Raw genomic sequence first — 12,791 nt, 5'->3', positions numbered from 1 at the left:
AGGTCTCTTTCAGTCGCCATTCAAGAACGTCATTACAAAGGCGTAGGACGGTAACCCGGAATGGTCCGTTCAAAATAGCTATCGGCCTGCTGGCCAACGCCACCTAAGCCACGGAATACAAAGCGTAAAAATAGCCCGCGATCGTTAAAGTCATCTTCAATGCGTGCCGTATCGTTATCATCTACCCACTCACGCCAGACAAGCTGCACACCATAGCAGCAGTCGTTCCACTGTACGCCGGCCATTTGTTCAAGCGCACGGTCGTTGGTTTGATCGTGAAGGTAGCGGCCAATCAAATCAATCCTGGTATTGGCTTTCCAGGCGAACGACAGATCCCACTCTTCGCGGTTGTAATTGCGAAAGCCGTCATCGCCAGGTACCGAATCTGGATCAAACCCTTCGATCTCCCAACGGTACCCAAGGTTCACTACATGGCCTGCCGGATGGCGATAATTGACGTCAACGCTTGAGCGCTCGGTCTGTTCGCGATGGTCATCGTAAAGCCACTCGTAGCCCGTACTCCAGCGGTCATTGATCTGCCAGTCCAGCCGGGTGACCAGCGGCGAGCGATCACGCGTGGCCTGATAGTAGCGCTGCGGATTGACGTTAGGGTCTTCTTCGGGACGCGCAGGCAGTGTGTCCGGGTCCCCTTCACTATCGATGCGGCGCTCGGCAAAATAGACGCTTTGCCCAACCCCGAACGTCAAACGGTCCCGACCGCTGCTGTCTTCAATCAAGCGCGACTGCACGCCCAACGATACGCGATTCAGGTCACCGACCCGGTCGGCTCCGGAAAATCGGTGAGGTGACCACAGCTGATCCCAGGAGAACGCACGCTCACGACTATCGAAATCGGGTAGCTGGGTCTGGTTGGTACGCGGCACATAGGCGTAGTTGAGGCGCGGTTCCAGAGTTTGCCGATAATCACGGCTTCCCAGCTCCAGTTCGCGCTCAAATACCAGGCCACTATCCACCGAGGTAACCGCTATGCTGCGGCTGGGGGTCGTACCCCGATCGGTTTCCCGCTCGCCATAATCCAGATCATACGTCGTATGCCAAAGCTCGGTACGCGGCTCTACATACCCCCAACTGTTCTCGGCACGCCAGCCGACCGCGGGCGTCAAGTGCAAACGGCTACCGGTCGCGGCTTCTTGTTCGGGTACGCGGCGCTCATCCACATCCCGCCAGAAGTAAGTAACATTGGAGCGCCATTCGCTATAGATTCCGCTACCCAGCTGCCAGTTGGAATTGGCGGTCAAACTGGGCAGGCGATAAAACGGCTTGTCGGTATCATTGAGCGGGTCTTCAAGGCGCTGGAAGCCCTGTGCACGGGCGTCCAGCTGCCAGCGCTCGCCTTGATAGTCTACCTGGGCAAGCCTTTCCATACTGACCCGGTCACTATCTCCGAACTGGCCGCCGAAATCATCAAAATAGCGGCCGTCACTGGCTGCACCATAGCGCAAACGGTAATTACTGCGGTTATTGATACGTCCGGCATGCTGCGCATCGATATACCAGCGATCCTGACCGGCAAAGCGGTTATCGCCGCTGGTACCGCCATCATCACTACTTAAGTAACCGCCCTCGACGGTGCCGGCACTCTCGGAAAACAGGTAGCGGTATTCACCGTTAAGCAGCAAACCACGATCGGTCATCCAGCGCGGCGTAATGGTGGCATCGTGGTTAGGGGCAATATTCCAGTAAAACGGCTGGGCGTAATCAAAGCCATCCGAGGAGAAACCGATCGCTGGTGCCAGCAAGCCCGTATGGCGATTATCATCAATTGGAAAGCGCAGCCACGGCCAGTAAAAGATAGGCACGTCTTTTACTTCCAGGCGTGCATGTCGTGCGGTGCCGAAGCCTTTGGCCTGATCCAGCCGGATATCGCTACTCACCAATTGCCAGGTATTAGCACCGGGATCACACGCCGTGAAGGACGCATCATGCAGGCGATACTGGGATTCGCCCGTCTGCTCAAGCTGGTTTGCCTGACCACGCATATGCGCTTCATACAGCACATAGTGGCTATTGTTTATAGTGCCCCGGTCCTCGTTGAGCATCAGGGTCGCACTATCGCCACGCAGCAGGGCCTGACCATCGCGCAGCGCAAGGTTTCCCTCGGCATCTACCTGCTCGCGGTTGGCAGGTAGAAAAATGCGGTCGGCTTCAAGCTCGGTGTTGGCGCGCCTTAATACCACATCACCGCGTAGCAGTGCTTCACCGTCGGAGGCATAATCCGCTTCTTGCGTTTCAACCGACAGCGTCTCCGGGTCTTGCTCAGCGGGCAACCGGTAGCCGGGCATCACATAGCGCCCACGGCATAATTGTTGTGACGCTTCCCCCTGCTCCCAGGCCTGCCAGTCGAGTGCTTCGGCGGGCAGCGTTTGATCCTGCGCCACCGCCGAAAACGAGGCGCCCGCGAGCAAACTGCCCATCAGCGTATGCGCAACCGGTAAAGTGCGCGAAAATCGCTTGCCCATGTTCGTTATCCTTGGCATCCAGAATAGGTATTATACAGCCCGCATGATGCCCGACCAGCAAGGAGCTTGCATGTCCTCTTCCCGGATAAATGCCCTCACCCGATGGGCCGCTGAACAAAATAGCCTGAATCAGGCCGCTATTACTCTATCACCGGCGGGTGGCGACGCCAGTTTCCGGCGTTATTTTCGTCTAACGCTTCCTGATGGCCGCACACAGATTGTGATGGATGCGCCCCCTGTTCAAGAGGATTCTTCCTCTTTTGTAGCCATTGGCAACCGCTGGTATGCAGCAGGGCTGCCCGTGCCCAAAATTCATGCCGTCAATCTAGATGACGGCTTTTTACTGCTGGACGACTTGGGCAGCACGCCTATGCAAGACCTGTTTAGCGATGAAGCTAGCGTGCTTAACTACCACGAAAAAGCGCTGGCACTGATTGCCGAGCTGCAAAATCGAGCCGGCCCCACCGCACTGCCTGCCTATGATGCACCGCTACTCGCCCGCGAACTCGATCTTTTTACCGAATGGTGCCTGGGCAGTTGGCTGAAGCTACCCACTCCGCCCAGCTGGGAGCCACTACGTGCGGCGCTTATTGAGCAAGCGCTTGTGCAGCCCTTCGTGAGTGTACACCGCGACTTTGACGCCATGAACATTATGGTCAGTCACGACCGCCTGTATATGATTGATTTTCAGGACGCCGTGGCTGGCCCGATCAGCTATGACGTCATTTCGTTATTGTGCGGCCGCTACTGGCGATTTACCAAGCCTCAATTTACCCAGCTAGCCAACACTTTTTATGCGCAGGCACGCCGCGACGGCCGCCTTCCAGGCTCGCTGACAGCGGCTACGTTTATAACCCAGTGCCACGCCATGGCGGCTCAGCGTTCGCTCAAAGTACTGGGGATCTTTTGCCGCCTGACCATACGCGATCATAAACAGGGCTATCTGGAACGCCTGCCGCATTTTCTAGATCACCTGGAAGACAGCCTGGCCGCACTGCCCGAGCACACAGCGTTTGCAAAATGGGTCAACCACACCCTGCGCCCCGCGATTACCCAACGTCTGGCGGAAAGCACACAATGAAAGCCATGATTTTAGCGGCCGGGTTAGGTAAGCGGATGCGCCCTTTAACCGATCACTGCCCCAAACCGTTATTGCCTGTGGCAGGTAAGCCGCTGATTGTTCATCACCTTGAGCGGCTTCAAAAGGCAGGCTTTAAAGAGGTAGTGATCAACGTTAGCTACCGCGCAGAGCAGATCATTCAAGCGCTGGGCGATGGGCAGACTTACGGCCTACGCATTCACTGGAGCCAGGAATCCACGCCGCTTGAAACAGGTGGGGGTATTCAAAACGCCCTACCGCTGCTGGGCGAAGCGCCTTTTTTACTGGTCAACGGTGATATCTGGTGTGACTACCTGCCTTCCCAGGCCATGCTCAAAGGCGACGACCTGGCACACCTGGTGCTGGTAGATAACCCTGCACATCATGTAGATGGCGACTTTGCCCTTGAGCATGGCCGCGCGTTAACTCACGGCACACCGCGCTACACGTACGCAGGAGTGAGCATTATTCATCCTGCTTTACTGGCAGGCCAACCCACAGGAGCATTTGCACTGGCACCGCTGTTTAAACACGCCATGAACGAACGGCGCGTTAGCGGCAAGCGTTTTACCGGGCACTGGGTGGATGTAGGCACACCTGAGCGCCTTGCCGCTCTGGAGCACTTTTTAAGCCCATAACCATCACCTATCAAAGAACGCCGGGGCGAGGATTCAAGCAGTGCGCCCCGGCATAGAAATGTTATGCTGCGCGACTTACCTGTCGTTGCCTAGATGAGGAGAGCTACGTGAAAGCAAAGGTAAAATGGACAGATGGTCGTCAGTTTGTCGCGGAGTCAGGTAGCGGGCATAGCGTTATCATTGACGGCCCACCCGACCACGGCGGCCGCAATACGGGCCCGCGCCCTATGGAAATGCTGCTGATGGGCATGGGTAGCTGCACCGCGTTTGATATCCTGAATATTCTGGATAAAGCGCGCGCGGATGTCACCGACTGCGTTGCCGAACTCGACGCTGAGCGCGCTGACGAAGTGCCTGCGGTATTTACCAAGATTCATGTGCATTTCGTGGTCACTGGCCGGGCGCTAAAAGAGAAGCAGGTTGCACGCGCGGTAGAGCTTTCCGCAGAAAAATACTGCAGCGCTTCCATCATGCTGGTTAAAGGCGGTGTTGAGATTACCCACTCGTTTGAGATCAAAGAAGCTTGAGCCACGCGAGTAGCGCCCAGCGCCTGCCCTTACGGCCCGTCACGCCTGATAAGTTAAAAAAATGCATCGGTCGGATGCATAGCGCGTCAGGGCCGGGCATAATACGCCGGCTTGTATTACCCCCTACTGTCTTGCCTACGCGTTTATATAAGCGGTGTTGCGAGGGTAGCAATAGGTACTTTTCGGTTCCGGCGCTGGCTCGTCGGGGTATTTTCATCTGCCATAGGGAGGTTCGGACATGACAGATAATCTCCGACTCCACGGGTTTAATAACCTGACAAGCTCGTTGAGCTTTAATATTTACGACATCTGTTATGCCAAAACCGAAGAGCAGCGTGCAGCTTATATCGACTATATCGATGAGCTTTACAATGCCGAACGGCTGACGCAGATCTTGAAAGATGTCACCAATATTATCGGTGCGCATGTGCTAAACATCGCCCGTCAGGATTATGAACCTCACGGAGCGAGCGTCACCATCCTCATCGCTGAGCATGAGCTTGATGAGGCCAATCCAGAGCAAACGGAACCAGGCCCGGGCCCCTTGCCTGAAACCGTGGTTGCCCACCTGGATAAAAGCCATGTCACCGTACATAGCTATCCGGAGTCGCATCCCGATAACGGCATCAGTACGTTCCGCCTGGATATCGATGTTTCAACGTGTGGCCATATCAGCCCGCTGAAAGCGCTTAATTACCTGATCCACAGTTTTGATTCCGACATCGTGACCATGGACTACCGTGTGCGTGGCTTCACACGCGATGTGGATGGCAAAAAGCTGTTTATCGATCACAATATTGCTTCGATCCAGGACTACTTGGCAGAAGATACCAAGCAAGCGTATCAAATGATGGATGTGAACGTGTATCAAGACAACATGTTCCATACCAAGATGCTGCTCAAGGATTTCGAACTCGATAATTACCTGTTCGGCACTTCGCGTCGCGATATTACCTTTGAAGAGGCCCGCGACATCGAGAGCCGTCTGCGTAAAGAGATGCTGGAAATCTTCTACTCGCGCAACCTCGACTAATCGCCGAGTAGACGAAAAAAAGCCGACGCGAGTCGGCTTTTTGCTGATAGTACCTGTCACAGGTAGCGTGGTCTTGAGTAACCCGTAGCGGGGGTCTTTCGCCAAGGCCGGAAAACAGTTCCTGACATTTCCGGCATTTCCGCCATCCATGGCGGTCAGATGGCGAAAGTAGCGTACAAGGAGGTATTAACAGTGCCCCCGCGTAGGGTTGCTCAAGACCGCCTCTCGATTAGTGAGAGGCTTCATACAAGGGTTAATAGAACCCCTCTTCCCCTTCAGGACGGGTCTTGAAACGCCGGTGCAGCCACAGGTATTGTTCAGGGTGCTTGCGAATCGCCCGCTCGATAAACTGATTCACCCGAGTGGCGTCCAGCACTTCATCCCTACTTGGGAAGTTCTCGAACGCTGGCAAGCACTCGATGGTATAGGTGCGGTTATCGGGATTACGGTGAAACATCAACGGCACTACCGGCGCCCCGGTCATCCTGGCGATTTTTGATGTCAGACGGATGGTGGCCGCCTGCTGACCAAACAGCGGTGCAAACACGCTGACATCGCGACCGAAATCCTGATCCGGTGAGTACCAGACAATATGTCCGGCCTTGATACGCCGCACCACGCCTCGCAGGTCGTGCCGATCAATCGCCTGACCGAAAATGCGTGACCGAGCGCGGGTCATGAAGCGCTCAAAAAGTGGGTTATTGTGTGGCCGATAAACCACATCCGCAGGGAAAAACAGCGAATGCAGCGCTCCGCCCAAATCTAGCGTGGAGAAGTGGATACCAACGACCAGCACGCCCTTTCCCTGCGCTTTGGCATGCGCCAGATGCTCCTGACCATGATAAGCCACGCGATGACGAAACCCTTCGGCTTTGCGACACCAGCCGGTGGCCGTTTCGACCAGGCCAATACCGTTAGCAATAAAGGTATCTTTCACTAGTTTGCGCTGTTCATCGGCACTTTTTTCTGGAAAACACAGCGCCAGATTGGTGGCAGTAATATCACGCCGACGCTTGGCAAAGCGCCACGCGAGTAACCCGATGATCTTTCCCACCCAAAGTTTGACGCCCCAAGGCAACCAGGCGGCTACGTACATTGCGCCGATGGCAAGCCAGGTGCCCCAGTAGCGCGGATGGGCAAACGAACGTGGGTATTCTTTTTTCGACATACGTACCACCTACACTAAGGACTCTTGATAACGTCTGGGTACGCGTGGCAACACCCCGGCCAGCAAAGTATAACTTATCGCATCGCAGTAGCCTGCCACCTCGTCGACTGGCAGCAGTTCACCTGTGCTTGCGGTACCCCAGAGCACTACCTCACTGCCAATGTCAGCCTCTTTCAAATCGGTAACGTCGATGGTCAGCATGTCCATCGACACCTTACCGGCGATAGCGCAGCGCTGCCCATTGACCAGCACCGGCGTACCATCCACCGCGTGACGATCATAGCCGTCGCCATAGCCCGCAGCGACCACGGCAATACGCGAACGACGCTTGGCGCGCCAGCGTCCCGCATAACCTACCTGCTCGCCTTCATCCAGCTCACGTAGGGCAATAATTTCCGAGCGCAAGCTCATCACTGGGCGCAACTGCCGGGTGATGTCGTTGGCAGCTTCCAGCGGGTCGCTGCCGTACAGCATAATTCCAGGGCGATTCCAGTCGCCATGCGCGGCAGGCCAGGCAAGTGTGGCAGGTGAATTAGCCAGGCATAAGGGCGCATCAAGCGCTTTTGCCAGCGTCTGCACGTGCTGCATCTGCTGGTTGAAATAGCGCCCGTCGCTCGCATCCGCCGTCGCAAAATGGCTCATCAAGTGCAGCGCAGTCACTTGAGGCGCATTGACCAAACGCTGCCAGACAGCCTGAGCTTTATCTACATCAAACCCCAGTCGATGCATGCCCGAATCAACCTTCAACCAAACGGGAATCGGCTGGCTAGGCGAAAATGCCATCAGCGCTTCAACTTGCCACGCGCTATGCACGGCCGTCCACAACCCATAGCGGTCTACCAGCGGCAGCTCATCAGCACTAAAAATGCCTTCCAACAGCACGATGGGCTTATTGATACCGCCGTCACGCAAGGCAATGGCTTCTTCGATACACGCGACCGCAAAGGCCGGCACTTGGCTTTCAAGTGCGCGAGCGCATTCTACGGCACCGTGCCCATAAGCATCGGCCTTGATAACCGCCACAGAGCGGCTTTGCGGTGCGCAGCGGCACGCCAGCTGATAGTTGTGACGCAGCGCGTCTAGATCAATATGGGCCACGAGCGGGCGCATCACATATCTCGCTTATACATAACATAATAAATGCTCAATAAACCCTAGCCCTAACGACAACGCACCGAGCATAAACTCGGTGCGTCAAGGCAGTGCCTACTGAATGGGTCGTATCGGCTAGCTTTCGAAAATAGCCTCTAATGAAAGGCCCTGCTTCTCAAGCGAGCGGCGCAGTTTCTTTAACGCCTCCACCTGAATTTGTCGAACACGCTCACGGGTCAGGCCAATTTCTGCCCCCACTTCCTCAAGAGTTGCCGCTTCATGCCCACGTAAACCAAAACGCCGCACAACGACTTCGCGCTGTTTATCACTTAGCTCATCCAGCCAGTGATCCACGTGTTCACGCACATCACCATCGACCAGACTGCCTTCGGGGCCTTGTACATCGTCATCGGCCAGGGTATCGATCAGCGGTTTATCGCTCTCGCCACCCATCGGGTAGTCGACCGAGGAGACACGCTCGTTGAGGCCCAGCATTTTCTTAACCGTATCAACCGGCTTGTCGAGATGCTCAGCAATTTCTTCTGCGGTTGCTTCATGGTCAAGCTTTTGGGTCAGTTCTCGTGCTGCGCGCAGATAAATATTAAGCTCTTTAACAACGTGAATCGGCAAACGAATCGTCCGCGTCTGGTTCATCAGCGCACGTTCGATAGTCTGACGAATCCACCACGTTGCATACGTTGAAAAGCGAAACCCACGTTCAGGGTCAAACTTTTCAACTGCACGAATAAGGCCTAAGTTACCTTCTTCGATCAGGTCAAGCAGCGTTAGCCCCCGGTTAAGGTAGCGCCGTGCAATTTTAACCACCAGCCGCAGGTTGGACTCGATCATTCGTGAACGACCCAGCGCATCTCCCTTGCGTGCCAAGCGGCCGTAGTAGACCTCTTCTTCTGGCGTTAATAGTGGCGAAAACCCTATTTCATTGAGGTAGATTTGCGTAGCATCTAAGCTTTGAGTTGACTGCCGATCCTCGCGCCCCAATGCTTTTTCAAAGGCATCCTCTTCCACTGCGGCATCATCGTCAGCGTCATCCAACGCTTCTTCGGCAGCATCCAGGTCAACCTCCTGTAGATCCTTCTCCAGCATACTCATGGTCTTACCCCCGTAGTATCGCCTGCCCGCCTTTTTCCAAAAAATTAAAAGGTAGTCGCACTGTCGGTGCGCAATACCATTATTGTTATTATGTTGAATCAGCGACTTAACGCTGATTCAAAAAAGCTTGCCGTTATTCATTTGCCTAACTGCAGGCCGTGATTAACGTGAGGGGAGAAAGTCCAATGGGTCCTGAGGCTGTCCATCGCGACGCACCTCAAAATGCAGCCTGACACTTCCTGCATCGCTATTACCCATGGTGGCAATTACCTCGCCCGCTTCCACTACATCATTCTCTTTAACGCTTAAACTGTCGTTGTGCGCGTAGGCACTCAAGAACTGATCATTGTGTTTAAGAAGGATGAGGTTGCCATATCCACGTACGCCGCTGCCTGCATAAACGACAATTCCAGGACCAGCCGCTTTAACAGGTTGCCCCTTTTGTCCGGCGATATCAATCCCGGCGGTAATCGAGTCTCCTTCACCAAACTTGCCGGTGACCTGACCATCGGTCGGCCACTGCCAGTTTATCGTCTCTGCAGGCGTGAAAGTACGCGATGAACGGTCTGGACGTGCCGGAGGCGTGGCAGCAGGTGTCGCGGATTGGGCAACGGACTGTTCCGCCGGTTCGCGTACAGGCGCTGCCGCCGGCTCTGGTTCAGGTTTTGGCTCTTCTACTTCAGCCGCTGCGACGACCTCTGGCTTGGCCGGCTCTTCACGCGGCGTATTGCTGCTAGCAGCTACCTGCTCAGCGCTCTCAACGGCCTGACGATTAGCACGCTCTTGTGTCTGACCCTCAGCGTTTAAACGTTGATTGCGCTCAATCGCCGACTCGTCAGGCAACAGCCAATCGAGTTCCTGGTCATTACTGGCTACCGCCGTCGTCGGGGGATTTAACCCCGTCGCCACTACGCCCCGCGATTCACTGCGGGCATTTTGCGGCTGATTATTAGGCTGAGCATTATTGGACGGTGAATTATTAGAGCGTGAGCCCCCATCACGCAAGGCAATCATCTGCCCAGGACGAATCTGATAGGGTGCCTCGATATTGTTCATCGCGGCCAACTGCCGATAATCCAGATTATGCTGCCAGGCAATGCCATACAGGGTATCGCCGGGCTTTACAGTATATTGAGGCGAATTTTCCACGGCGCTGCGCGCTTCGCTTAAATCACGTACCTGTGGAGCGCCATGCTGCTGATTGGCACACCCGCTAATCGCCAATACTAACGCTGACATCATGAAGATTTTACGCATGCAAACCCTACTCCTTTTCAGCGCTGCGCGGTATTTTTGAATCAGACGTGGTCGCCTGCCCTGCCTGACGATTTAACAATACGACCAGCAGTGCGCCAATAGCCATTAGCGCCACCACGCCAATGACCTGCGCTGAAGTGCCGGTCAACATCGCATAATCACTCGGCAGCAAATAACGATAATCCAATGGAATCATCTGCCCGCTAGGGCCTATTTGATAGCGTAACAGCTCACGCCACGGCCAGAGAACTGGCAATGAGCCGATAATAAACCCTAAAAGTAGCTGCATGGTAAAGTCATGATGGCGTTTTAACAGCCAGGATAACAGACGTGAAAACGATGCCAAGCCAACCACACATCCCATACCAAACAGCACAATGATCGTGATATCGAAGCTGCGAATAGCTCCCATAATCGTGCCGTAGAGTCCCATCGTGAGCAACAAAAAGCTGCCTGAGACGCCAGGCAACAGCATGGCGCTAATCGCGATACAGCCGGCCACCATGACAACGAGCGCTTCATTGCCGATCAATAGTACCAGCGGCATTAAGCTCGGCAACATGCTGGCCAGCACCAGGCCTGCTAACAGTGGAATCACAAACCAGAACCGCCAGCGCTTCCCGGCTTGCCCCACGACAAGCGCCGAAGCGGCGACCAAACCAAAGAAAAATCCATCGAGCAGTAGCGGGTGTTCTTCCATCAGCCATAACGCCAGGTGCGCCACGCTCACCAGACTGATCCCGACACCCGCAAGCAGAGGGATCAAGAAAGCCAGGTTTAAATGCTGAAATAAGGCGCGCCAGCCGTTGCGATGCCACACCACCAGCGCACGGGGGCTAAACTGCTTGATGGTATTGATCAGTTCTTCATAAATACCGGTCACAAAGGCAATCGTGCCACCAGATACCCCGGGTACGGCATCAGCGGCGCCCATCCCGGCGCCTTTTAAAAAGATTCCCAAGGCTTTACGCTTCAATCCACCACTCCTTGCAATAGGGGTACAAAGCGAACGGGCTCAAGCCGCCGCTTTTCAAAGGCACCGCCAATGCGCTTTATTTGGGTAAGCCATTGGCTGCCGTCAGATTCCTCAAGTGGGGCAATTAAGACCCCATCACGGCTGAGCTGCTCAAGCAGCAATTCTGGCAGCGTCTGAGCACAGGCGGTCAACAAAATAACATCAAAGGGAGCCGCCGCTGACCACCCTTCACCGCCGTCGGCCACGGTCAATCTGGCCTCAGCGCCCAGCCGCCACAACCGCTCGCTTGCCCGCTCGTGCAGGGCATAAATACGCTCAATCGAGTAAAGCTCTTTCACTAAGCGCGATAAAATCAGCGTTTGATAGCCAGAGCCTGTGCCGACTTCCAGCACGCGACGCGGCTCGGCTTTCACCACCAGCTCGGTCATACGGGCAACCGTAAGCGGCTGGGAGAGCGTCTGCCCAAACCCGATTGGTAGCGCAGTGTCCTCATAGGCGCGATGAGCCAGGGCCTCATCGACAAACAGATGGCGAGGTTCGCTGGCCATCACGTCCAACACCTTTGGGTGGCGAATCCCCTGCTCAATCAGGCGATCAACCATACGGTCTCGTGTGCGCTGGGAGGTCATCCCTCGTCCCAGACGCTCAGTGAGTGAAAGCTCAGGCAAAGGCATCCAACCAGTCCTGTACATCACGGCGCGCTGGATGGCGCGTTAAATCGGTTTGCAACGGGGTAATCGACACGTAACCGGCTTCAATAGCTGCAAAGTCGGTATCTTCGCCATCGTCGGCATTAGCAGCCACCGGCGCAATCCAGTAGCGTGTACGTCCGCGAGGGTCTTCAACGGGCAGCGGCTTTTCAGCCGGCCCCCTATACCCCAGACGCGTCACCTTGACGCCCTTGATGGATGACCAGGGCACATCCGGTACGTTAACGTTCAACAGTGTTCTGGGGGGTAGGGAGAGCCTGTCGGCCGCGCCGATCAGGCTGGCAGCCACTTTACCGGCGGTATCAAAGTAGCGCTCACCGCATAGCGACATGGCAATCGCGGTCATGCCCAGATTACGCCCTTCCATGGCGGCGGCAACGGTGCCTGAGTAAAGCACATCATCGCCTAGATTACTGCCATGATTAATGCCTGATATCACCAGATCGGGATGCTCGTCCCAAACGCCGTTAACGCCTAAATAAACGCAGTCAGCGGGCGTGCCGTCAACGCTATAAAAACCATTATCCAGCGCCGTCAACGAGAGCGGCCGCGATAACGTCAAGGAGTTACTTGCCCCGCTACGATCGCGATCCGGCGCTACAACACGCAGATTGGCATGCGCCTGCAGCGCGTCATGCAGCGCTTTAAGCCCAGGGGCATGGACGCCGTCGTCATTGGAAAGCAGCAGTCGCCGCATGGAA

Annotated in this window: 12 protein-coding genes; 4 read left to right on the top strand and 8 right to left on the bottom strand. The window is 55.4% G+C overall.

What is annotated here, in order from left to right; translation table 11 throughout:
• Positions 1-32 precede the first annotated feature (32 nt).
• Positions 33-2,480, bottom strand: a complete 2,448-nt coding sequence (locus D467_RS0105120; RefSeq protein ID WP_018916438.1) for an LPS-assembly protein LptD — start codon at positions 2,478-2,480, stop codon at positions 33-35.
• 70 nt (positions 2,481-2,550) lie between these two features.
• On the opposite strand from D467_RS0105120, the gene D467_RS0105115 reads away from it, so the two are divergent.
• The 4 genes from D467_RS0105115 to speD all read left to right on the top strand — a co-directional run bounded on the left by D467_RS0105115 (position 2,551) and on the right by speD (position 5,777).
• Positions 2,551-3,561, top strand: coding sequence for an aminoglycoside phosphotransferase family protein (locus tag D467_RS0105115; RefSeq protein ID WP_018916437.1), 1,011 nt, complete (start codon positions 2,551-2,553; stop codon positions 3,559-3,561).
• Positions 3,558-4,217, top strand: coding sequence for an N-acetylmuramate alpha-1-phosphate uridylyltransferase MurU (murU, locus tag D467_RS0105110; protein ID WP_018916436.1), 660 nt, complete (start codon positions 3,558-3,560; stop codon positions 4,215-4,217). Before D467_RS0105115 ends, murU begins: the two co-directional genes overlap by 4 nt.
• 107 nt (positions 4,218-4,324) lie before the next feature.
• Complete coding sequence (locus tag D467_RS0105105; protein ID WP_018916435.1) at positions 4,325-4,744, top strand: OsmC family protein; 420 nt, start codon at positions 4,325-4,327, stop codon at positions 4,742-4,744.
• 238 nt (positions 4,745-4,982) lie between these two features.
• Positions 4,983-5,777: an adenosylmethionine decarboxylase gene (speD, locus tag D467_RS0105100; RefSeq protein ID WP_018916434.1), complete on the top strand. Its 795-nt coding sequence runs from the start codon at positions 4,983-4,985 to the stop codon at positions 5,775-5,777.
• A gap of 253 nt (positions 5,778-6,030) precedes the next feature.
• Here speD and lpxL read toward each other — a convergent pair whose 3' ends face one another.
• The 7 genes from lpxL to surE form a co-directional block, all read right to left on the bottom strand.
• Entirely contained in the window at positions 6,031-6,945 is a 915-nt protein-coding gene (gene lpxL / locus D467_RS0105095) for an LpxL/LpxP family Kdo(2)-lipid IV(A) lauroyl/palmitoleoyl acyltransferase (RefSeq protein WP_018916433.1), read from the bottom strand.
• Positions 6,946-6,954: 9 nt separating this feature from the next.
• A complete protein-coding gene (alr, locus tag D467_RS0105090; RefSeq protein ID WP_018916432.1) occupies positions 6,955-8,055 on the bottom strand; it encodes an alanine racemase in 1,101 nt (366 codons plus the stop codon).
• 117 nt (positions 8,056-8,172) lie between these two features.
• Complete coding sequence (gene rpoS, locus D467_RS0105085) at positions 8,173-9,147, bottom strand: RNA polymerase sigma factor RpoS (RefSeq protein WP_018916431.1); 975 nt, start codon at positions 9,145-9,147, stop codon at positions 8,173-8,175.
• Between the two features lie 162 nt (positions 9,148-9,309).
• Positions 9,310-10,404: a peptidoglycan DD-metalloendopeptidase family protein gene (locus tag D467_RS0105080; protein WP_018916430.1), complete on the bottom strand. Its 1,095-nt coding sequence runs from the start codon at positions 10,402-10,404 to the stop codon at positions 9,310-9,312.
• 7 nt (positions 10,405-10,411) lie between these two features.
• Positions 10,412-11,380, bottom strand: a complete 969-nt coding sequence (locus D467_RS0105075; RefSeq protein WP_018916429.1) for a DUF368 domain-containing protein — start codon at positions 11,378-11,380, stop codon at positions 10,412-10,414.
• A complete protein-coding gene (locus tag D467_RS0105070) occupies positions 11,377-12,054 on the bottom strand; it encodes a protein-L-isoaspartate(D-aspartate) O-methyltransferase (RefSeq protein WP_026285617.1) in 678 nt (225 codons plus the stop codon). Before D467_RS0105070 ends, D467_RS0105075 begins: the two co-directional genes overlap by 4 nt.
• Positions 12,041-12,787 (bottom strand): 5'/3'-nucleotidase SurE, encoded by a 747-nt coding sequence (gene surE, locus D467_RS0105065; RefSeq protein ID WP_018916427.1) that lies wholly within the window; start codon positions 12,785-12,787, stop codon positions 12,041-12,043. The genes D467_RS0105070 and surE overlap by 14 nt, the downstream gene beginning before the upstream one ends.
• Positions 12,788-12,791: the final 4 nt, after the last annotated feature.

The organism is Vreelandella zhanjiangensis DSM 21076 (assembly GCF_000377665.1).
Classification (GTDB): domain Bacteria; phylum Pseudomonadota; class Gammaproteobacteria; order Pseudomonadales; family Halomonadaceae; genus Vreelandella; species Vreelandella zhanjiangensis.
The sequence above is the reverse complement of the archived record's forward strand: the minus strand, read 5'-3'. Positions and strand labels throughout refer to the sequence as shown.